At 35.6% G+C, this 21,120-nt stretch carries 20 protein-coding genes; 11 read left to right on the forward strand and 9 right to left on the reverse strand.

The features are described 5' to 3' along the window. Positions 1-4: 4 nt before the first annotated feature. From ACNFU2_RS17390 to murI, 3 genes are all read left to right on the forward strand, one after another. Entirely contained in the window at positions 5-955 is a 951-nt protein-coding gene (locus tag ACNFU2_RS17390; protein ID WP_172283607.1) for a type IX secretion system membrane protein PorP/SprF, read from the forward strand. A 50-nt stretch (positions 956-1,005) separates the two neighbouring features. Beyond that, complete coding sequence (gene hemW / locus ACNFU2_RS17395; RefSeq protein WP_273650683.1) at positions 1,006-2,130, forward strand: radical SAM family heme chaperone HemW; 1,125 nt, start codon at positions 1,006-1,008, stop codon at positions 2,128-2,130. Between the two features lie 61 nt (positions 2,131-2,191). Beyond that, on the forward strand, positions 2,192-3,022 hold the full coding sequence (murI, locus tag ACNFU2_RS17400; protein WP_172283619.1) for a glutamate racemase: 831 nt from the start codon (positions 2,192-2,194) through the stop codon (positions 3,020-3,022). Between the two features lie 57 nt (positions 3,023-3,079). Here murI and ACNFU2_RS17405 read toward each other — a convergent pair whose 3' ends face one another. Further along, positions 3,080-3,679, reverse strand: a complete 600-nt coding sequence (locus tag ACNFU2_RS17405) for a nitroreductase family protein (protein WP_306614562.1) — start codon at positions 3,677-3,679, stop codon at positions 3,080-3,082. A gap of 84 nt (positions 3,680-3,763) precedes the next feature. On the opposite strand from ACNFU2_RS17405, the gene ACNFU2_RS17410 reads away from it, so the two are divergent. Continuing rightward, complete coding sequence (locus ACNFU2_RS17410) at positions 3,764-4,111, forward strand: winged helix-turn-helix transcriptional regulator (protein WP_172283622.1); 348 nt, start codon at positions 3,764-3,766, stop codon at positions 4,109-4,111. Here the strand turns inward: ACNFU2_RS17410 and rsmD are convergent. From rsmD to ACNFU2_RS17430, 4 genes are all read right to left on the reverse strand, one after another. Further along, positions 4,108-4,686: a 16S rRNA (guanine(966)-N(2))-methyltransferase RsmD gene (gene rsmD / locus ACNFU2_RS17415; RefSeq protein WP_273650685.1), complete on the reverse strand. Its 579-nt coding sequence runs from the start codon at positions 4,684-4,686 to the stop codon at positions 4,108-4,110. The genes ACNFU2_RS17410 and rsmD overlap by 4 nt on opposite strands. Positions 4,687-4,756: 70 nt before the next feature. Beyond that, positions 4,757-5,473 (reverse strand): DUF3822 family protein, encoded by a 717-nt coding sequence (locus tag ACNFU2_RS17420; RefSeq protein ID WP_273650686.1) that lies wholly within the window; start codon positions 5,471-5,473, stop codon positions 4,757-4,759. 18 nt (positions 5,474-5,491) lie between these two features. After that, the gene (locus tag ACNFU2_RS17425; RefSeq protein WP_273650687.1) at positions 5,492-5,986 is read right to left on the reverse strand and encodes a Smr/MutS family protein; all 495 of its coding nucleotides are present in this window, start codon (positions 5,984-5,986) and stop codon (positions 5,492-5,494) included. 8 nt (positions 5,987-5,994) lie between these two features. Beyond that, on the reverse strand, positions 5,995-6,489 hold the full coding sequence (locus ACNFU2_RS17430; RefSeq protein ID WP_418122455.1) for a metallophosphoesterase family protein: 495 nt from the start codon (positions 6,487-6,489) through the stop codon (positions 5,995-5,997). 102 nt (positions 6,490-6,591) lie between these two features. On the opposite strand from ACNFU2_RS17430, the gene ACNFU2_RS17435 reads away from it, so the two are divergent. Beyond that, positions 6,592-8,139, forward strand: coding sequence for a serine hydrolase (locus ACNFU2_RS17435; protein ID WP_273650689.1), 1,548 nt, complete (start codon positions 6,592-6,594; stop codon positions 8,137-8,139). 58 nt (positions 8,140-8,197) lie between these two features. Here the strand turns inward: ACNFU2_RS17435 and ACNFU2_RS17440 are convergent, their stop codons facing one another. Together ACNFU2_RS17440 and ACNFU2_RS17445 are read right to left on the reverse strand one after the other, a co-directional pair. Then, complete coding sequence (locus ACNFU2_RS17440) at positions 8,198-9,247, reverse strand: T9SS type A sorting domain-containing protein (RefSeq protein WP_418122457.1); 1,050 nt, start codon at positions 9,245-9,247, stop codon at positions 8,198-8,200. 213 nt (positions 9,248-9,460) lie between these two features. Continuing rightward, positions 9,461-9,937: a SixA phosphatase family protein gene (locus ACNFU2_RS17445; RefSeq protein WP_273650691.1), complete on the reverse strand. Its 477-nt coding sequence runs from the start codon at positions 9,935-9,937 to the stop codon at positions 9,461-9,463. A 114-nt stretch (positions 9,938-10,051) separates the two neighbouring features. On the opposite strand from ACNFU2_RS17445, the gene ruvX reads away from it, so the two are divergent. From ruvX to ACNFU2_RS17470, 5 genes are all read left to right on the forward strand, one after another. Then, positions 10,052-10,468, forward strand: a complete 417-nt coding sequence (gene ruvX / locus ACNFU2_RS17450) for a Holliday junction resolvase RuvX (protein ID WP_172283638.1) — start codon at positions 10,052-10,054, stop codon at positions 10,466-10,468. Continuing rightward, entirely contained in the window at positions 10,465-11,037 is a 573-nt protein-coding gene (def, locus tag ACNFU2_RS17455; protein ID WP_172283640.1) for a peptide deformylase, read from the forward strand. Before ruvX ends, def begins: the two co-directional genes overlap by 4 nt. 80 nt (positions 11,038-11,117) lie before the next feature. Continuing rightward, complete coding sequence (locus tag ACNFU2_RS17460) at positions 11,118-11,678, forward strand: DUF5606 domain-containing protein (RefSeq protein WP_172283642.1); 561 nt, start codon at positions 11,118-11,120, stop codon at positions 11,676-11,678. Between the two features lie 252 nt (positions 11,679-11,930). Beyond that, positions 11,931-12,704: a nucleoside triphosphate pyrophosphohydrolase gene (gene mazG, locus ACNFU2_RS17465; protein WP_273650692.1), complete on the forward strand. Its 774-nt coding sequence runs from the start codon at positions 11,931-11,933 to the stop codon at positions 12,702-12,704. After that, a complete protein-coding gene (locus ACNFU2_RS17470; protein ID WP_273650693.1) occupies positions 12,704-13,585 on the forward strand; it encodes an SdiA-regulated domain-containing protein in 882 nt (293 codons plus the stop codon). The genes mazG and ACNFU2_RS17470 overlap by 1 nt, the downstream gene beginning before the upstream one ends. Before the next feature lie 187 nt (positions 13,586-13,772). Here ACNFU2_RS17470 and ACNFU2_RS17475 read toward each other — a convergent pair whose 3' ends face one another. Further along, a complete protein-coding gene (locus ACNFU2_RS17475) occupies positions 13,773-17,489 on the reverse strand; it encodes a metallophosphoesterase (RefSeq protein WP_273650694.1) in 3,717 nt (1,238 codons plus the stop codon). Between the two features lie 26 nt (positions 17,490-17,515). Between ACNFU2_RS17475 and ACNFU2_RS17480 the strand changes: the two genes are divergently transcribed. Further along, positions 17,516-18,694: a Pycsar system effector family protein gene (locus ACNFU2_RS17480; RefSeq protein ID WP_172283648.1), complete on the forward strand. Its 1,179-nt coding sequence runs from the start codon at positions 17,516-17,518 to the stop codon at positions 18,692-18,694. Between the two features lie 106 nt (positions 18,695-18,800). On the opposite strand, the gene ACNFU2_RS17485 is transcribed toward ACNFU2_RS17480, so the two are convergent. Beyond that, on the reverse strand, positions 18,801-21,101 hold the full coding sequence (locus tag ACNFU2_RS17485; RefSeq protein WP_172283650.1) for a GAF domain-containing protein: 2,301 nt from the start codon (positions 21,099-21,101) through the stop codon (positions 18,801-18,803). Positions 21,102-21,120 lie beyond the last annotated feature (19 nt).

The raw sequence follows: 21,120 nt of genomic DNA on the forward strand, positions 1-21,120 counted from the left end.
TGTTATGAGAAAACTATATGCTATAGTGTGTTTGGCTCTTTTGTCAAATGCATACAAAGCACAAGAAACACTACCATATTATCAACAATATCTTTTGGATGGTGAGTTCCTGTTCAACCCGGCACAATACGGTAAAACAGATTATGTTCAGCTCAACCTCAATTATCAACAGCAATTTTCAAAATTTAATGAGTCTCCTAATGTGCAGTCAGTAGGGATCAATGCTAACATTTTTGATAGAGTTGGTGCAGGGATATCTGTTTTTAGAGATAGTAATGGTCCTATTTCAGCAGGAGGTATTACAGCGGGTGCTTCATATTTTATTCCGCTTAGTAGTGAAGGAGAGAGAAAAGATCAGTTCTCATTCGGTACCAGTGTTAGTTTTTACAATATGAATTTTGATTATACTAAAATCAATACTGAAGATGGGTATGATCCTTTATTGCAGGGTACGGAGAGTAATATTTTCATGGCATATGCCAACTTTGGTTTAGCCGCGACTTTTAGAAATATCTTTGCCGGAGTATCGGTTAATGATATTGCTTTGACGAATGACGAATCTATTGTGAATGGTCGTGAGCCTTCTCCTATCAAGTTCTTCTTAAACTTAGGATATGACTGGCATTTCGCAGATAATATGTACGTTACACCATCTGCATTAATCAATTTGAATACGAATTCTACAAGAACAATTGATTATAACTTGATGGCCACATTCTTTAATGATATCAATTCATTCTCTTTTGGGGTAAGTTACAGATCAGTTCAGAACAGATTTGATAACCAGCAATTAAGTATTTCACCACTAGTAAAAGTAAGATTCAATAAGTTTATGATCGGAGCAACTTATAATTTAGGTTTGTCTGATATTCAGACTTATGGAGGAAACAGCTTTATGATCGGATTGGGTTATAACTTCGATAACTTTATTAATCATAGAGGATATAGATATTAATCAATTTAATTTAAATAAATTTGAGCTCTGAATTTTTCAGAGCTTTTTTTATGATTTATATTCACATTCCTTTTTGTAAACAAAAGTGTAGTTATTGTAATTTTCATTTTTCAACATCTTTACTGTCTAAAGATGAGGTGCTTTCTGCTATTAAGAAAGAACTTTTTTTAAGGAAAGATGAATTACATAATAAAACACTACAGTCGTTGTACTTTGGTGGCGGAACACCTTCAATCCTATCAGGAGATGAGATCAATTCAATTGTTGATGAGGTATTGAAGTATTATAGTTTTGAAAAGGATATAGAAATTACTTTGGAAGCCAATCCGGATGATCTGGATAAGACCTTCCTGAGAGATCTCTCAAAATCACCGGTTAACCGATTGTCAATCGGAACGCAAAGCTTTTTTGATGATGACCTTAGGTTGATGAACCGTGCTCATAATGCTTCACAGGCAGAGGATTCTATTAAGAGAGCACAGGATTTCGGTTTTGAAAACCTGAGTATTGATCTGATCTATGGATCTCCCACTTCTAATTTGGAAATCTGGAAAGAAAATCTGAATAAAACAATTGCCCTGGATGTTCCTCATATCTCTTCTTATGCACTGACCGTAGAGCCTAAGACGGCATTGAATGACTGGATTTTGAAAGGGAAAGTGGCTACACCAAAAGAAGAAGAGCAAAATAGAGAGTTTTATTATTTGTCTCACTTTTTAAAAGATAATGGGTTTGATCATTATGAGGTATCTAATTTTGCTAAACCAGGATTTTATTCAAGGCACAACTCGTCTTATTGGAAGTACAAAGAATATTTGGGACTAGGACCCTCAGCCCATTCATATAACGGAGCTGACGTGAGAAGTTGGAATGTCGCTAATAATCAGCTTTATGTAAAGAAGCTGAATTCAAATTCTTTGGCTAAAGAAACTGAAATTCTATCGCAGGAAGACCAGTTTAATGAGATGATCATGATCGGATTACGGACGATATGGGGAGTGGACCTGGATAAACTGAAGAATAAGTTTTCTCCTGAAATAGTTGAGAAATTTCATCAGGAGATTAAACAAAAGATAGCTGACGGCATACTTGTTATTGAAAATAATCATTTGAAAATACCGGAAAAGCACTGGTTTATGGCGGATGGAATTGCTTCAGATCTGTTCCTGATTTGATTGTAAAAGTTTGATGTAATACTGGTGAAATTCATTATTTTTGTATAAAATTTCAACTCTTTTGAAAACTAAGAAACAAGATTATTCGCATCTTTCGGCTAAACAACCTATCGGAATTTTTGATAGTGGTGTAGGAGGTTTAACCGTTGCTAAAGAAATTAAAAGGCTTCTTCCTCATGAAGATCTTATTTACTTTGGTGATACCAAACACCTTCCTTACGGAGAAAAGTCTCGTGAAGCTATAATAGAATACTCTACCAAAATCACAAATTTTTTATTGGAGCAGAATTGTAAAGCAATTGTTATCGCCTGTAATACAGCAACAGCAAATGCTCTTAATGAAGTGATGCAGACAGTTGCCGGAAGAGTTCCTGTTATTGATGTTATTAATCCGGTTGCAGAGAAGGTATCTTATGAGATCCACACCAATGTTGGCGTGATTGCTACAAAAGCAACTGTGAATTCAGGGCTGTATAAAAAAAGTATAAGAAAGCATAATAAATGGATCAAAGTGGATGAGCTGGCAACTCCGTTGCTGGTTCCTGCCATTGAAGAAGGATTTAAAAATCATCCGATTACACATGCTATCATTTACAATTATTTAAGTAACAACAAGCTGAAAAATATTGAAACATTGATATTAGGATGCACTCATTATCCTTTATTAATCGATGAGATCAAGCAATATTACGGAAACCGTGTTCGTGTTATTGACTCTCCGAATATCGTGGCGAGCCATTTGAAAATTATTCTTGATAAATACAATCTTTTAAACGATCTGAATGCCAAGCCAAGTTATCACTTTTATCTTTCGGATCTGACGAAGAATTTCGAAAAGATATCCAAAAAGTTCTTTGGTAAAAGTATAGACCTGGAATTGAAAGTATTATAATATAAAAAGCTGTTACAAGGAATGTAGCAGCTTTTATTTTAATCAACATTTAAAAAGTTATAGTTCTACTATTATTTTTTCTGATTTCAGTCTTTTCTTAGAGGTGATTGTCGGTTGATTAGTGTCCGTTCCGGATCTTTCTCCGATAGTGACAGCAAATAGAGTTTCATAAAGATCATTCTTCAGGATATTATCGTATTTATCCGTTTCAATTCCTTCCATAGGAGTGGAATCTATTCCCATTTCGGCGCATGCAGCAAGCAATACACCAAGAGAGAGATATACCTGATGGGCTAACCAAGCCCGTATTGCAATGTCACCTTTAGGTTTTACCATCGTTTTATAGTAATTAATTGATCCTTCAGGTAAATTTTCCTGAATTTGCTTTTCAAAATCTTCAACGTTTTTCAGCACCTGGAAGACAATGAGTTGACTGCTGTCCAATACTTTCTCCTTATTAAAATAAGAAGCTTCAGCCAATTGTTCTTTTATTTTCTGATTATTTACAAAAATAAAATTCCATGGCTGGCTGTTGATAGAAGAAGGGCTCAGGTTGAGGATTTCCTTTAATTCAAGAATTTGTTCTTCGCTTACTTTACCTTGTGGATTATACTTTTTCACAGTATACCTGGTTTTCATTTTGTTTAAAAAATTCATAATTTTGTACTATATTTTTTATAGTTGCAAAACTAATTTAAGTTTAATAAATTTGCAAGAACGGTCAAAAAGGATAGTAGTAAAATGTATACAATAGATAATAAAACGTACCCGTGTTGTACAAGTATCACCATGAAGTTTATTGGTGGGAAATGGAAAGCAGTGATTTTATACCATCTTATTGAGGGGGCAAAAAGATATAATGAGATCAGGAAAGATATTCCTACCATTACGGAAAGAACATTAAGCCTTCAATTAAAACAATTGGAGGAAGACGGTATTATCAGCAGAAAGGTTTATACGGAAAAACCGCCGTTAGTAGTGGAGTATGCCTTAACTGATTTTGGAAAGACGCTTCTTCCTGTTTTGAATGAAATTACAAGATGGGGAGACGAAGCCATTGCCAATTCCAAAAAAATAACCAGGAATTAGAGTTCCTGGTTTTCTGTATCTGATTGAGTTGGTTCAAAAAAGCTGAAACTTACGTTTCCATATTTTCTGGTATCTATAAGATTCGGGTGTTCAAATTTTAAGCGACTCTGATGCTCTATAATAAGAACTCCGTTTTCTTTTAGGTATTTATTGTTTAATACCAAAGAGATGATTTCATAGTATTTCTTCTCTTCAGTTTCAAAAGGAGCATCGGCAAAAACAATTTCAAAAGATTTTTTATTTCTGAATTTTTTGAGCCAATCCACCACGTCCCCTCTTTGCACATTAACCTGTAATGACATGTCCAGTTCGGATGCTGTAGAATTAATGAAGCTTGTATGTTTGGGGTTCATCTCTACAGAAGTTACATCCTGACAGCCTCTGGAGGCAAATTCTAATGAAATAGAGCCTATTCCTGCAAAAAGATCAAGAACAGAGATCGATTGCATATCATATTTATTTTCCAGAATACTGAACAGAGCTTCCTTTGCAAAGTCAGTAGTTGGCCTTACATCAAAGTTTTTTGGGGCGGCAATTTTTTTGGCTTTCCATCGGCCGGAAATTATTCTGTACATGTTGTTTAGATGTTAGATTGTTAGTAATGGATGCAATGTCAGGTAAGACCTGGCGTCTGCAACCTGCGACCTAATTAAGTATAAAATTCTTATTAGGAACGTTATCATATACAATTTTCAGGTTCTTTACGAATTTTTGTAATTCAGAAATGAATGTTTCATTTTCAGTGGTTTCTCCATAAGCATAGAAGTTGGTTTCATTGATCCCAAATCCTATTTTACTTAATGTGAACATTACAAAATAAAGAAAATCAACCTCAGAATTGACATCCAGATTATTGTATAAGATCAGTTTTTTATTATCCAGGGCAAAAAATTCACATTGGTTATGATAAAGGTTAATGTGGATTTCTTTATTGTTTTTATGGCTGATTGAATTCAGGAATTTTTCTCCTGAAAAATTAAAGTGAACGGGAACGGCCAGCTCCTTTATCTTTTTATAAAAGTTTTTAGGAAAAGTATAATAGAACTGAATCCTGAACTTTTTATTAAGGGACAGCATCAGCTCTTCATTGTCCTTATCCACAGGAGCATTGAATGCAATAAGATCATATCCCGCCTCATGTTCTGAAAATCCTTCAGGCATAAGGGTAAAATGGTTCAAGGCTGAAATGACAGAAATCTCATCGAACCTTTGCTTTATTAAAACTTCATCCAGTTTCTCAGCGATAAAATTTTTAGGAGACTCTTCATTAACGAAATAAGATTTCTCTTCCAAAATGCTTTTATTCCTCGCAATTTGGTAGATTAATCCGTCTTTTGTAAAAAGTAAATTAAGTACGTTCATATTTCTATTGCTGCAAATTTAGTGAAATTCTACCATTACCGCACCTGATTGATGATGAAGTATTTCCTTATTGTAAAAATCCAGATCGGTCTGGCTTTCTAAAACATCTAAAACCATCCTTTGCAGAACACCGTCTCCAATGCCATGAACAATCTCCAATCGTTTAAGATGATTTTTCCGGCAGAAGCTCAATGTATCGATTAATTTTTCCTTTTGGAGGAAAAGTCTCTCGAATCCGTCATAATCATTTGGGTTTTTAACGAGATTATGAAAATGCAGGTCGAGAACCATATGATTTTTCTGATGTTTCTTTGAAGTGATTTTTTGGGGTTCAGCCTTTTTTACCACTTTTATATTATCATATATGGAAGCATTTTTCGGAACCAGCTTTTCCTTGGGATACTGATGTGTAAAACCATATTCATCTTTAAGAACAACAATATTTCCTTTTACGGAAGTTACAACCCCGCTTAAATCTTCATCTACCACAGAAACCTGATCTCCAATCTTCATATGTATTTCTATTTTGGACCTAATTCAATAATTTCCAGATCTTTTACTTCTTCACCATCGACCACAAAACGCATCATTGTTCTCACTTTGTGCCACCCCTGTTTTCCGCATGCCCCGGGATTAAGGTGAAGTAAATTATTTTTTGCATCAAACATCGCTTTCAGAATATGAGAATGTCCTGAAATAAATAGCTTAGGAGCTTTTTCTCCAATTTCTTTTTTAGCTATTGCGGAATATTTTCCGGGATAACCTCCGATATGGATCATAAGAACTTCCAGATTCTCACAGAAAAACCTGTTTGCCTCCGGAAATTCGGACCGGATTTTTGCATTATCAATGTTTCCGTAAACGCCTTTTAGTGGACCGATTTTCTCAAGTTGTTCAATCACTTCAAGACTACCGAAATCACCACAGTGCCAGATTTCATCAGCGTCTTTGGCATATTCCAGGATCCTGTCATCAATATAGGAATGAGAGTCGGAAAGAAGAAGGATTTTAGTCATTATCTTACATTTTCTTTCAGGGATATTCTTCGTGTTTAAAATAAAGTTCAAATTTACTTAATAAATGTCGAATTGATTAACTTTGAGAAAATTTAAAAAATAATGAAACAGAAAATTTCCTTTTTCATTTTTCTTTTGACAGTCGGCTTGATGAATGCACAGGTTGAAGAAAAAAAACTGGATGAGCTCATTCAAAATACCTTAAAAACCTTTGATGTTCCGGGAATGTCCGTTGGAGTGATTAAAGATGGACAATTGATCTATTCGAAAGGATTCGGAGTTCGTTCTTTGGCTTCAAAACAACCCATGGACGAAAATACCCTTGTAGGTATTGCTTCAAATTCTAAGGGATTTACCTGTACGGCACTGGCAATTCTGGCAGACGAAGGAAAACTGAAATGGGATGATAAGGTTTCAAAATACCTTCCTGAATTCCAGATGTATGATCCGTACGTTTCTCAAAATGTAACCATCAAGGATCTGGTAACTCACAGGGCAGGATTGGGATTAGGGCAGGGAGATCTGATGTTTTTTCCGGAAGGAGGAAGTCTTACGGTAAATGATATCGTCCATAATGTAAGATATCTGAAACCTGAAAATCCTTTCAGAACAACGTTAGATTATAATAATATCATGTTCATTGTTGCAGGGGAGGTTATTCACAGGATTTCCTGCTTAAGCTGGGCAGATTTTATTGAGCAAAGAATTATGAAACCTGTCGGTATGAACTCCAGTTTTGGAAGCTATAACAGGGCAAAAGGGGTAACCAATAAAATTGATGCCCATGCTCCGGTAGATGGAAAAGCAATTGCTGTTCCCCACGACTGGAATGAAACAGGAAATGCAGCCGGAGGGATTATGAGTAATATCAAAGATATGACGACCTGGGCCCAGTTCTTATTAAATAATTTCACAACGAAAGAAGGAAAAAAACTGGTTTCTGACAAACAGGTACAACAGTTATGGAGTCTGCAGATACCTAGCGGAGTAGCTCCTAAAAATCCTTATGATACAAGTTTTTACGGATATGGAATGGGATGGTTCCTGAGTGATGTGAAAGGACATAAACAAATTCAGCATACAGGGGGGCTGATCGGCACCGTAACCCAGTTTACATTGATTCCGGATATGAAATTAGGGATTGTCGTTTTAACCAATCAGCAGTCCGGAGCAGCTTTTAATACCGTGACCAATACTTTAAAGGATTCTTATCTGGGAATTGCAGACCGGAATTGGCTCAAAACATACGGAGACAGAATGGCTAAAATGAATGCTGAATACGATAAACAAAAGAAGGAAGCTTTTGAAAAATCTGAAACATTTAAAAAGAATAAAAACCTACACCCAAAAGCAGAACAGTTTGTTGGGAAATATAATGATATCTGGTTTGGGGATGTAGAAATTACCCATCAGGGAAATGCTTACAGAATCACATGTGAAAATTCTCCGAGATTAAAGGGAGAATTGCTTCCTTATTCCAACAATTCTTTCATTATCAAATGGGATGATAGAAGTTATGATGCAGATGCTTATATTATCTTTAATTATGATGAAAGCGGGAAGGCTGAATCAGCAAGGCTAAAAGCTATTTCTGATGTGACGGACTTCAGTTTTGATTTTGATGATCTGGATTTAAAAAGAATTCTGTAATATAAATACAATAATAATCCGGGCTCTAATATTTGTTAGAGCCCGGATTATTAATAAACTATTCTTTAATGAATTTTTTAATCAGATCTCCGGTCTGAATGATATAGGCTCCCTCTATGAGTTGACTTATATCGATATTGTTTCTTTCGAATTTTCCGGACAATATAAGTTTCCCTACCATGTCATATATTTTATATTCTTTTGATGGAGGGTTCATAACTGTTATGAAATCCTTAGCAGGATTGGGATAAATCTGTGTTTTATTTTTGTACTGTTGTTCAGAAACAGACAAAGCACCCAGATCAGCTTTTAATAATGAGCCTCCGAAGAAATCCGTAATAAAAATTGTGTTATTTTTTACGGCTAATCCTGATGGGTAGCTGAATTCACTGGAGACAATACCATCGGAAACTATTGGATTAGCCAGGGTGAAATTTAATTGGGAAATTTTAGAGGCTCCTGCTTCAGAAATATATAATTGATTTCCATGAGAGGTTAAACCGGAGGGATAACTTAATCCCTGAGCTATTGTTATTGGGGAAGTAGAACTATTGAGTTTAAATTTTGAAACTCTTCCTTCAAACCGTTCAGTGTAGAAAATTTCATCTCCGATTATTTCCAATTCAAATGGAGATGCTGCGGATGTAATATCCACTAATTGTGGGATCGGTTGGCTTACATCTATTTTGGCAATCTTATTATCTCCCTCAAGAGCCATATACAGGTCATTTCCAATGAATTCAAGCCCTAGAGGACTGTTTACATTCGTCAGGATAACTTCAGGCGCCGGATTGGAAATACTGAGATTGATCCTTGAAATTTTATTTCCCCCAAATTCAGAGATATATAGATATTTATCTTTTAATGCCAGACCATAAGGTCTGTTTACTCCTGTAACCACATCCACTGGCGCGGCGCCAGGATTATCGAGGTTTATCTTTACCACTTTATCCAAAGCATAAATGCCGATATATATTTCATTGTCTTCAATGATCATGGGGTTGGGTGTATTCAGATTGGTAATAAATGGACTGGCCGAAACCTGTGCGTAAATTGTGTTCCCTGTAAGCAACAGGATCAACAGTAAGAAATAAAATTGTTTTTGCATTATTATTTTTATTTAGAATAAATATTAATAAAACAAAAATATTTTATTCTGAATACAATGACAAAAAGGGCAACATGATATTTGCCCATATATTAGAAACTGTTATGTATAAAAGCGGAACTGGAGATATGATCTTTATAAAAATTTTCTCATGCATTATGCATAAAAAAGGAGATTGTAAAAAAAATAAAACAATAAATTTTTAAAATAATTTTAGATTTTTCCAGGTTCGTAAAAAAATAAAAGCTTTTTCGTTGCTCCATCAAATTCCGACCATGAATCACAGTTTATTTCAAAACCGGCAACTCCGCAGGTAGGAAAATGAAAAATATCCTCTGATATAGAGTTGGCAAAATTGGAAATTCCGTTGTTGTGTGAAAAAAATGCTACCGAATTATGATGGTCATCCAGGTTGTAAATTACAGATTCAAAATTCCTTTCTGAAGGGTTGTATAGCTTTTCATCAGTCATATAATTCAACTGGTATGTCTGATTGAAAATCTTACAGGTATTCAATGCACGAACCGCTGGGCTCGACACTAAATAATCTATAGAAATGCTATTGTTTTTTAAGAATCTGGACATGTTCATTGCGTCCTCCAAACCCTTGTCTGCCAAAGGTCTGTCAAAATCTTCAGTTTCTTCCGGCCAGTCGCTCTTTGCATGTCTCACAAGAATGAGTTTCTTCATAATTTCGTTTTTTGGAAGATTAAAATTATAAAAAAAAATATGGAATGAAACATGATTTATAAAAAAAACTACGTTGTGAATAAAATCATTAAAATTTACTAAATTTGCAAACCTATGGGACAAATCCTTGCAATAGACTATGGAAAGGCCCGTTGTGGCATTGCAACAACGGATGACATGCAGATTATAGCGAGCAGCCTTGATACTGTAGAAACAAAACATATACTGCCTTTTCTGAAAAAATATTTCAGCGAAAATAAGGTAGATGATGTGGTAATAGGACTTCCGATAGATTTAAAAGGAAACGTATCCGAGGTGGAAACAGATATTTTACAATTCATTGATGAATTTAAAAAAGAATTTCCAACTATTTCCGTTTACCGTTTTGATGAAAGGTTTACTTCCAAAATGGCATCATTTTTTATTTCCCAGAGTGGGAAAAGTAAAAAAAAGAGAGAGGAAAAGGGTTTAATAGATAAAATAAGTGCAACCATCATATTGCAGAATTTTTTAGAACAAAGAACAAGATGATTCTACCAATAAGAGCCTTTGGGGATCCTATTTTAAGAAAAGTAGGCAAAGATATAGACAAAAATTATCCCGATTTACAAGAACTGATTGATAATATGTTCGAAACTATGAATAGTGCGAACGGAATTGGCCTTGCAGCTCCGCAGATTGGCCTTGATATTCGTTTATTCGTAATAGATGTAACTCCTTTGGCTGATGATGAGGATTATGAAGATATCAAAGAAGAATTGAAAAGCTTCAAAAAAGTTTTCATCAATGCTAAAATTCTGGAAGAATCCGGGGAAGAGTGGAAGTTTAACGAAGGCTGCCTTTCGATTCCGGATGTGAGAGAAGATGTAAAAAGAAAGAGCACAATCCTGATCGAATATTATGACGAAAATTTTGTGAAGCATACAGAAACTTTTTCCGATATTAGAGCCCGCGTAATTCAACATGAATATGATCATATTGAAGGGACATTATTTACCGATCACCTTAGTGCCTTAAAGAAAAAGCTGGTAAAAGGTAAATTAACAAAAATATCTCAGGGGGATGTAAGCATCAACTACAAAATGAGATTTCCGAAGTAACAGGTGTATTTAATTATAAACAAAAAATAATAGACAGTAAAAGGTTTCTACTGATTACTAAAAATTAAAAAAATAAAATTATGTTGTTAGAAAAAATAATTTCAATCTCTGGAAAGCCAGGACTTTTTAAATTAGTTTCTCAATTAAGAAACGGATTTATTATTGAAGATGTATCTACAAAGAAGAAAGTAAGTATAGGAAACTCAAGCCAGGTGAGCTTGTTGGATAACATTGCTATGTTTACATTTGATAAGGAGGTTCCTTTGTTTGAGGTTTTTGAAAATATTGCTAAAAACCAGGATTACAAAGAAACAATTTCTCATAAATCTTCTGACGCTGAGTTGAAAGAATTTATGGCAGCTTCTCTTCCTAATTATGATACGGAGAGAGTATATGCTTCTGACATCAAAAAACTAGCACAGTGGTATAATATCCTTCACAAGGCAGGATATATTACACCTGAAAGCTTTGTTAAAGCTGAGCCTGAAACTTTAGACCCGGCACAGGATGAAGTTGCTGTTACTGAGAAAGCAGCTCCTAAAAAAGCAGCTCCAAAAGCAGAAAAACCTGCTACTCCAAAAGCAAAAGCTTCAACAGGAGCAAAAGCTGCTACTAAAAGTACACACAGAAAAATGGGATAATCCCTTTGCCCTGATTTAAAATAAAGCCTTGTTGAGAATTTTCTTAACAAGGCTTTTTTAATAAAAAAAGTACCGGATAAAATTTTTAAAGCCAAAAAAAATCTATTCAAAGGCTTCTCCTTAATTTTGCATCTAGCATCTAGCATCTAGCATCTAGCATCTAGCATCTAACATCTAACTTTCCCCACGAAGTTTTGTACCCAAGTTAAAATAACCCTTACATTTGTATAAGATTGAATTCCCAATTGACCTATGAATACCAGACAAGAAAAATTAGACGCTTTCGGAAGATTATTGGATATTATGGACGACCTTCGTGAAAAGTGCCCGTGGGATCAGAAGCAGACCTTACAATCTCTGCGTCATCTTACACTTGAAGAAACCTATGAACTCTCTGATGCTATCTTACAGGAAGATCTGCATGAGATCAAAAAAGAATTGGGAGATGTATTGCTTCACTTGGTTTTCTATGCTAAAATAGGTTCTGAAAAAGAAAGTTTTGATATTGCAGATGTCATCAATTCCCTTAATGAAAAGCTTATTTTCCGTCATCCCCATATTTATGGAGATACAGAGGTGAAAGATGAAGAAGAAGTAAAGCAGAATTGGGAAAAACTAAAACTGAAAGAAGGGAATAAATCCATTTTAGGAGGGGTACCCAAAAGTCTTCCAAGTATGGTAAAAGCTTACCGGGTTCAGGATAAAGTGAAAGGAATTGGATTTGAATTTCATGATGCGGAGGATGCATGGAAGAAAGTAGATGAGGAACTTGAAGAATTTCATGCTGAAACGGATCTTGAGAAAAAAGAGCAGGAACTGGGAGATGTATTTTTCTCCCTGATTAATTATGCACGGATCACCGGAATTAATCCTGATTCTGCCCTGGAGAAAACTAATTTAAAATTTATCTCAAGATTTCAGAAGATGGAAGAGATGGCGTCGGAAAGAAATCTGAATTTAGGAGAAATGTCCCTGGAAGAGATGGATTTGCTTTGGGATGAAGTTAAAATATTAAATAAAAATTAATGAAAATGTATATCTTTTGTATGGTAACCTCTCTTTTATTAATGGGATGTAATCCTAAAAATTCAGAACAAACTAAAGAAGATACTTTAAAAGTAGAGTTTTCATTACCTAAAAAATTAAAAGAAGTTTCCGGTATTACCTTGTCTCCGGATAAAAAGACAATATGGGCTATAGAAGACCAGGGAAATAAAAACCGGGTGTACGGACTGGACAGAAAGGGAGCATTTGTTTCGGATGTGCTGGTGGAGAATGCTGAAAATAATGATTGGGAAGAAATTACCAGCGACCGTGACGGAAATATCTATATTGGTGATTTCGGGAATAATGATAATGACAGACGCAATCTTTCTATTTTGAAAATTGATTTAAAAGATGCCTCTCAGACAACGACAAAAGTTACCCAGAAGACCAGCTTTCATTATGAAGGACAAACAGAGTTTCCGCCTAAAAAGTCAAATCTTTTATATGATTGTGAAGCTTTTGTTGAAATGAACGGGAATTTTTATCTTTTTACTAAAAACAGAAGCAAAGGTTTTGACGGGAGTTTTCTGATTTTCCGTGTACCGAATAAAGCAGGTGATTTTGAAGCAAAGCTAATGGGTAAATTCAAGCTGGATGGAAAGTATGCCGATGCAGCTATCACAGCAGCGTCAATCAATAGTAAAGGGGATCAGATTGTATTGCTGAATCATAAAAATGTGCGTATCGTTACAGGCTTTACTCCTGATGACTTTTCGAAAATTAAAGTTCAAAAAATTTCATTACACCATAATTCGCAGAAAGAAGCGGTTACTTTTGTGGATGATAAAAATCTTTTAATTGCTGATGAAAAGGATAAGAAGGATGGAGGTAATGTTTATCTTTTTACATTAAAACCTTAGAGATAATTTTCAGTTAAGCGGACGTGTGAATCAGCACTTCCTTTTAAATTGATCTTTCAAATATATAATATAAAAAAGTCGCGCAGAAATTTCTGTGCGACTTTTATTATTTTAATAAGGTATTCTAAAGCTCTCTTTTGTTTTGAAAAATGTAAAATTTTTAACAATAAAAATGGATAGTGCCGTTTTAGAAATTCATTCCTACGCCTGCAGAAATTCTTCCCCCGTCAGATCCATAGAAATAGTTTAATCTTGCGGAAAACATTTCGACAAGGCTTAACCATAAACCAACTCCTGCAGCCTGATGCCATTTTCTGGAATTCTCGTTATCATTCCAAACCCGTCCCAGATCATATCCAACCAATATACCCAGATTAGCCGGAATAATATTATTTTTGATCCTTCCAAAGTCCCAACGGATCTCGGAGTTGTTAGTGAAGTACGATTTTCCGGAAAACCGGTCATTTCTGAATGCCCTTAAGCCATTATTACCTCCGATACTTGCCGCCTGATAAAACTCAAAATTATTGTTGTTGATCCACATTACATTATTGGAATTCGAAAAAACAAAATTTGCTTTTTTATCAATTCTGTGGTGAATATTTAATGATCCGTTTACAAATAAAAAGTTTCTGTCGAAGTCCGAGAGATTGGTTTTCCAGTTCACGCTCGCGACAAATTCCAGACCTAAGGTAGGAAAAGCATTATTATCAAGGTTTTTGAAACTAAAGGTATAATTGGCTCCTCCGAATTGCTGACTTTTGAAAACACCAGGATTTACATCAGGAGATTGATCCACAAAGCGGTCACCCTTTCTCTGTACCTTATTGTCTTCAAAGGTAAGCTGAAACTGATGGCTTAAATTAAGCCAGCTCTTCTTTGAAATGGAAGGGGCAAAATTAAATTTTGAGATCCTGGCCCTGTTGTACTTTGCTTTAGTATCCTCACGGTCATATTCACTTTCATTGGATAATCCAAAGAAGTTTTCGGAAAAACGCGGAGTAGTATAGGCTGCATCAAGATTGAAATCCCATCCTGAAATTGCTTTCTTAAAGATACCTTTGTAAGCAAGGCTGAAACCTGCCGTATTGGTGTAAAAATTGGCTTTTAAACTATGTTTCTGTGTAAATGGATCACGAACGAAGTTGTTTACTGTATAATTGGCTAAAACACCGATAATCAATCCGTCATCCGGGTTGTAATCTGCATTGGGATAGCCGGCAAAGAAGTTATACTTCGGATGCTTGTAATTATAGGTGTTGACATCATAATCATCAGAAATATGTTTGGCCGCTGAACCTGCGTTATAGGTATTCTTTTGGGATTTAAAATCATAGATGCTGATCTTTTTTCCGTTGGCAACATTATATACATCATGATTATCTCCTCCCACCAATCTGATATTCATTTTAGGTTTGCCGTTTCCTGACACGTCGTAAACATCATCATCTTCAAGACCGTAGATCCAAAGCTCTTTGGTTTTATTGTCGTAATATGTTTTTTCAAATACCAATTCAGGGTTTTCACCTTTATCGTCAAGTTTATACTGTTTAACATCAACGGAATTTGCATTTTTAACGATTACAAATTTATCCTGGTTTACAGTTCCTGCTAACGGAACTTTTTCCTGTAAAACATCATAATACTGGACAGCATAGTCCTGTAGTTTTTCTTTTCTTAATTTTAATTTTCTCTGAATATCCTCACTGGTTTCATCTCTAACCTCTTTCGGCAAATGATCGAATGCTTCATTGATATCAGCATCAGTAAGGTGCTCCTGAATATATTTTGCCTGTGCAACCCATTCTTCCTGTGTTGAACCTTTTAAGAAAACAAGATCAATAGGATAAGGTTCTGTAGCCAGGAGTTTTACACTTTGAATGTCTTCCTTGAACGTTTTCATATGGCGGATAGCCGGAACGTTCATGATCAGTTTAAATGCAGCACCGTCATACTTGCTGAAAGCCTGGTCACGGTCTCTTGGAATCGGCTTATAGATGATTTTATCACCGTCTTTATATTCTGCCCATTTCCATTGATCGGAGTGTCTGTCCCAATCTCCTAAAAGCATATCAAAAATTCTGGCTCTGATGTACGATTCTTTGTCGACAGAGTATTTATAACTTTTGGATAGGTTTTTCAAGACATCGTCGGTTGAAAGAATATCTCTTGCATTGTCCAGGGATTCAAGCGTTTTAGGATCTGAAGAAAAGCGTTCTTCGATCATGTACATTTCGTCACCGTAATGTTCATTGTAATCTCCAAGGGCCTGTTGTTTTGGAATATAGAATAATCTTGGATTACTGTGCGTAATATTTACTTTTTCCGCCAGATTTCCAACAATAAATGGAGTGAACGGATGACTGGTTGTATAGAAGTCAAGCAGGAATTTGTCCGGAAAAGTGTCATACAGTTCCTCTCCGAAGGTACTTTTTTTAAAGGCCATGTTATTCAGAAAACGTACGGCACTTTTTTTAATGCCTCTCATGACGAATTCCTGACCATCTTTAGCTTTTAGTCTCAGGCTGTTGGACTGGTTTCCACCTCCTTCTCTGAAAGGGATATATCCACCGTCTAATTCTGAAATATTGGCAGTTTTAGCTTCAATAGGAATTCCGTAATATTTTCTGTAATGGTCACCCCACAACCATCTGTAGAACTTCCTTTTTTCTGTTAAGTTTGCCGGATACACCGTTGAGGTGATGGTAGCCGGAAAGGAATTAGGGTAGTTGTTGACAAAGGTTTCAGGTTCGGATATTACGTCGATATGGGCCAATGTTTTAACCTTGCTATTTTTAGTGGAAAAGTACTCAACATCGCAGCTTTGATCTTTGCGGATGTTTAAAACAGCAAAACCACTTCCTCCATAGGAAAAATCGGTCTGTTCAGCGATGGTTGCAGGATCTACTTTGGAGCCTCCGCCGCTGATGATCTGTTTGATATTCCTGTCGGTGTGGTATTGAAGGTTATGGTCATGTCCCGAAACAAAGATTACATTTTCTTTATCCTGGACGATACTCTTTAACCTGTTGGCAAGGTCGGCATAATGCTGGTTGTTGATATCCTCCATGCTGGCACCGGAGGTATTTCTGAGAATATTAATAATTGTTGCAATTCCGGGAGCCGGAATATTTCCTTTAAATGGAAAAAGGTGAGACCTAGCAGAATTATATCCCGCATGAGTTCCACTGCTGATAACAGGGTGGTGTAAAGCGACAATAATCCTTTTCCCCTGATTTTTAGTAATCAGATCCTGGAATTCATAAAAAAGATCGTCCCGGGTTTTGATATTGCAGTTTTTATTCATTCCCGGATATTTGTCCCAGTTGGCTATAACCCACTCACTATCGATAACGATTAACTTGATATCACTGGTCAGGCTTATATCATCAATAGGACAAGCATTTTTAGGTAAAAAAGCCTTTTTATCATTCAGATAATCCTTCACAAAATCTTCCTGTGCTTTTAATCCGTCTAAACCATGATACCAATCGTGATTTCCGGGAATGACGAGGGTTCTTCCCTTGAAATTTTTTGTAATGGAAAGCTGATTTTCCATTTTTTCTTTGGCCAGAGGATACTCTTTATCTTTCTTTTTAGGCATTCCTGAAGGATAGATGTTATCACCCAAAAAGATCAGCATCGAATTTTTGTCGGCTGAGTCCAGTTTACCCTTAAGAATATCCAGCGTTTGCTTCGCCTGTGGCTCATCTGCGTTGCCCGCATCCCCAACCAGGAAAATTTTAAAGTCGTTTTCAGAATTTATAGCAGAATTTTTAATTTCCTGTAAGTTTTTTCCCTTTTTTACGTTATAGGTAGCACAAGAATATAAGAGTCCTGATACCAATAAGAACCTAAATGGGACTGAAATTATTTTTAGATGAGTTTTAAAGGATAAATTCATAAATTTACATTAACAAAAATTCAGTAATGGATATTTTACAAAAAGCTAAAAATTATGTTGAAAACTTATTCAAAGATAAGTTATCTTCTGTATATTTCTATCATAATTTTATTCATACCACATATACGGTTAACAAGGCCGAAGAAATAATGAAAAATACTCCTGTCTCCAAAGAAGACCAGGAGAAAGTGATATTAGCTCTGTGGTTTCATGATGCAGGATATATTGAATGTGCTCAGGATCATGAAGAGAAGGGAGTAGAGATTATGAAAAATTTTCTCATCAATGAAAATTATCCTGAAGATTATATCGAAGACGTTTCTAAATTGATTTTGGCGACAAAGATCAACTATGAACCACAGAATTTACTGGAGAAAATAGCAAAAGATGCCGATTGCAGCCATTTTGCAAGCCATGATTATAATGATATTTCAGATTCTTTAAGGAAAGAGTGGGAGCTTACCAATGTAAGATGCTTTTCTAATGATGAATGGAATGCCGGAAACCTTGAGCTTCTGAAAAACAAGCATAAATATTATACCGATTATGCCAAAGAAAATTGGGAGCCTTTAAAGAAAAAGAATATTAAGAAGATTGAGAAGAAGTTGGAAAAGGAAGAGGAGAAGAAGGAAAATTCCGATGCTAAAGACAATAAAAAAGAACCTAAAGAACCGAAATCCGACAGAAGTGTGGATACTCTGTTCAGGGTTACTTTAAATAACCATACCCGCCTTAGTGATATTGCAGACAGCAAGGCCAACATATTACTTTCTGTAAATGCGATTATTATCTCGGTTTGTCTGTCAGTTCTGGTACCAAAGCTGGATGCACCTAAAAACGCCCACCTGATTGTACCTAGTTTTCTGTTGCTTATTTCAAGTGTGATGACCATTATTTTTGCCATCTTATCCACAAAGCCGAATGTGACAAAAACGAAATTTACGAACACAGATGTTAGCAATAGAAAAGTAAACCTCCTGTTTTTTGGAAACTTTCATCAGATGATCTTTGATGATTACCACAATGCAATGAAGGATCTGATCAAGGACAGGGATTATATCTATGATTCGATGGTAAAAGACCTGTATTACCTGGGAAAGGTCCTGGATAGAAAATATAAACTTTTATCGATTACGTATCAGATTTTCATGGCAGGAATTATAATTTCCGTACTTTCTTTTGCCTATGCATTCCTTACACTTTAATCGTGTTCGGGATGATAGGATAATTCTATAGGGAAATAGGATTATTCCCACTATATTTTACAAGTGAACTAAAGGGAAGCCTGATGTTTTTTTGTGAAGAAAATCTTTAAGCAATCGAAACCCTTAGAGCTAATAATCCTGTTATCCCCTGGAGGTCTTCAACCTTTAAAAACTCAACATCAGACTGAAGGATTTCTTTTTTCTGAAGCTTACTGATGTATTGCAGGTATTCTTTCTGGTTTTCCATTCCAAAGTAAACAATAGTTATTTTTCCCGGACAGGTAATTCTTTCGGTTGAATTTTTTATGTGGGCCTTATCTATTCTTTTTTTGATAATTTCATAATACGAATTGTAAGCACCATCTACATCGAAACGCTTTTCATCCATACGGAAGCGGATATCTATTTTTTCATTATAAACGAAAATAAGTGAAGCGATATCCAACGGAATGGGAAGCTCTTCCTTAAAGGTTTTAATTTCCTGTTCCATTTTACAGATCGTTTTCAGCTGCCAGTATCTTAACTGATGAACCACCTTGGATGTGTAATGAAGATCCGGAGTGATACTTGGTCCGATGAATAAATTATGCTCTACACCATCTGATTTAAACCTTTCGTAGTAATGAGGAAATATGGCTTGTGCTTTGATCTGATTCTCATCAAGTATATCGGCAAGTTTCCTGTTGATCAGAGTAATTGAATCATCAAGGCTTTTTCTGCTGTTGTAAAATAGATCGGTTTGAGTGAAGACCTGGGAAAAATACTCTGAAATCATTGTTTTTACCTCCTTAGTGGACCTTACCTCTAATTTTGCCTGAAGATACGGATGGATTTCATCCCTTAATAACCTTTGGAAGCGCTGTTCCGTATCGGCCTTGATCTCATTATTCAGTTCATTTTCAAAAATTTCCAAAGCCAGTAAATATTTCTCGGAATCTGAATTGACCAGAGTGAAAATATCATGAAGACAATCAATCTGCCTGTTAAGATCTTCCAACATAAGATTGAATCGTTTTTCGGAGGAAGAACGGATATCAGAGAACCCAAATAACGGCGTAAGATTTTTGAAAGAAATCTGCTTTAAGGTATAGATCTTCTTGGCTAACGAAGCATTAAAATACTTTTCTGCCTCATTTCTGAACTTCCAGACCACACTGTTGTGGATGGACGTGTATTCCCGTTGAATGATTGCCTCAATCTGATAATTCTTTTCAAAACTGAATCTGTTCAGCGAAAAAAGAATCATATCACTGAAAAACTCCAGCTTTTTCAATTTTAAGCCATTCAGACTATTGGGAATAGGAGAGGTAAACTCCATAATGGCGAGTAATTCCCCATCTTTCATGATTGGAATTACCATGAAACTGTTGATGTTGTTTTCCTTTAAAATGCTAAAGGAAGGTTGATCTTTTATTTCCTGCTCCATATTATTGACATTGGATATGACAATAGCCCTGGAGTTGTTATTTAAATTTTCAAAGGTGCTTTTCCGGGTCTCTTCATCAAAGGTATTGATCCAGAAATCAAGGATATGATTCGTAAAAAGATTTTCGTAAATCGGAACCTTTTCCAGCCTCTGGTCTTTTTTGTTGAAAAGCATCAGCCCGAAGTTCAATTCCGCGACATCAAAATAAGACTTAAATATCTCGATCAGGTTGTTATCCGGAGTAAGGTTTTCAGGATCAATCTGGATCATACTTGATTTAAGATCGGAAAGTGCAACTTCAGATGTACAGTCGACCAGAGAAACAATGGTAAAACCTTTTAAGACCCATGATTTCGATGGGAAGTGTTTTTTCCACAGCTTGTAATCATCCAGGTTTTCAAGAAGCATGTCGATAACATCATCCGCCGGTATTTTAGCCTTTTCCGTAGGATAAATATCTGTGAAATCTGAATTTACTGTGATTTTATAATGCTTCATGATTCCCTGCTTATTGGGAATATCATAATACAATGGCATTGTACTTTTCACATCTCTCTTGAAATAACTTTGGAGGATAAGACAGCAGCAGAATACATAGAACTCATCATCACTGATATTCCTAAGCTCAATTTCAAAATCCTTACCGGCATCTTTTAAAATATTCTTGAATCGTTCGGTATAATTGAATGTCGTTTTTGAAAGAGGAATACTGGCGGCTTTTATCTCATTATTGGTTAAACCCGTTGGAAACAAGTCAGCCAATAGAAGCCTGATGAGGTCCTCGTGTTTTTCCAATAACGAAACATCCTGGAAACCGTCTTTGAGCTCCTTGATTTTTTTTGTTTTCTCGATAAGGGATTCCGCATAATTCACCCGGTATTCTAATCGGTCATTGTACCGGATATGCTCAAGAACATCCAAATATTTTTTGAATGAAATGGATACTTGAAAAGGGGCGTCTTTTTTGTAAAGATGTAACAATGCTGAAAATTATAAAGTA

The organism is Chryseobacterium sp. PTM-20240506 (assembly GCF_048296755.1).
Lineage (GTDB): Bacteria > Bacteroidota > Bacteroidia > Flavobacteriales > Weeksellaceae > Chryseobacterium > Chryseobacterium proteolyticum.

Bases quoted from the DNA above. Each gene is read 5' to 3' on its own strand.
- ACNFU2_RS17390 (WP_172283607.1), top strand. From the start codon at position 5: ATGAGAAAACTATATGCTATAGTGTGTTTGGCTCTTTTGTCAAATGCA.
- hemW (WP_273650683.1), top strand. From the start codon at position 1,006: ATGATTTATATTCACATTCCTTTTTGTAAACAAAAGTGTAGTTATTGT.
- ACNFU2_RS17405 (WP_306614562.1), bottom strand. From the start codon at position 3,679: ATGAATTTTTTAAACAAAATGAAAACCAGGTATACTGTGAAAAAGTAT.
- ACNFU2_RS17410 (WP_172283622.1), top strand. From the start codon at position 3,764: ATGTATACAATAGATAATAAAACGTACCCGTGTTGTACAAGTATCACC.
- rsmD (WP_273650685.1), bottom strand. From the start codon at position 4,686: ATGTACAGAATAATTTCCGGCCGATGGAAAGCCAAAAAAATTGCCGCC.
- ACNFU2_RS17420 (WP_273650686.1), bottom strand. From the start codon at position 5,473: ATGAACGTACTTAATTTACTTTTTACAAAAGACGGATTAATCTACCAA.
- ACNFU2_RS17425 (WP_273650687.1), bottom strand. From the start codon at position 5,986: ATGAAGATTGGAGATCAGGTTTCTGTGGTAGATGAAGATTTAAGCGGG.
- ACNFU2_RS17430 (WP_418122455.1), bottom strand. From the start codon at position 6,489: ATGACTAAAATCCTTCTTCTTTCCGACTCTCATTCCTATATTGATGAC.
- ACNFU2_RS17435 (WP_273650689.1), top strand. From the start codon at position 6,592: ATGAAACAGAAAATTTCCTTTTTCATTTTTCTTTTGACAGTCGGCTTG.
- ACNFU2_RS17440 (WP_418122457.1), bottom strand. From the start codon at position 9,247: ATGCAAAAACAATTTTATTTCTTACTGTTGATCCTGTTGCTTACAGGG.
- ACNFU2_RS17445 (WP_273650691.1), bottom strand. From the start codon at position 9,937: ATGAAGAAACTCATTCTTGTGAGACATGCAAAGAGCGACTGGCCGGAA.
- ruvX (WP_172283638.1), top strand. From the start codon at position 10,052: ATGGGACAAATCCTTGCAATAGACTATGGAAAGGCCCGTTGTGGCATT.
- def (WP_172283640.1), top strand. From the start codon at position 10,465: ATGATTCTACCAATAAGAGCCTTTGGGGATCCTATTTTAAGAAAAGTA.
- ACNFU2_RS17460 (WP_172283642.1), top strand. From the start codon at position 11,118: ATGTTGTTAGAAAAAATAATTTCAATCTCTGGAAAGCCAGGACTTTTT.
- mazG (WP_273650692.1), top strand. From the start codon at position 11,931: ATGAATACCAGACAAGAAAAATTAGACGCTTTCGGAAGATTATTGGAT.
- ACNFU2_RS17470 (WP_273650693.1), top strand. From the start codon at position 12,704: ATGAAAATGTATATCTTTTGTATGGTAACCTCTCTTTTATTAATGGGA.
- ACNFU2_RS17475 (WP_273650694.1), bottom strand. From the start codon at position 17,489: ATGAATTTATCCTTTAAAACTCATCTAAAAATAATTTCAGTCCCATTT.
- ACNFU2_RS17480 (WP_172283648.1), top strand. From the start codon at position 17,516: ATGGATATTTTACAAAAAGCTAAAAATTATGTTGAAAACTTATTCAAA.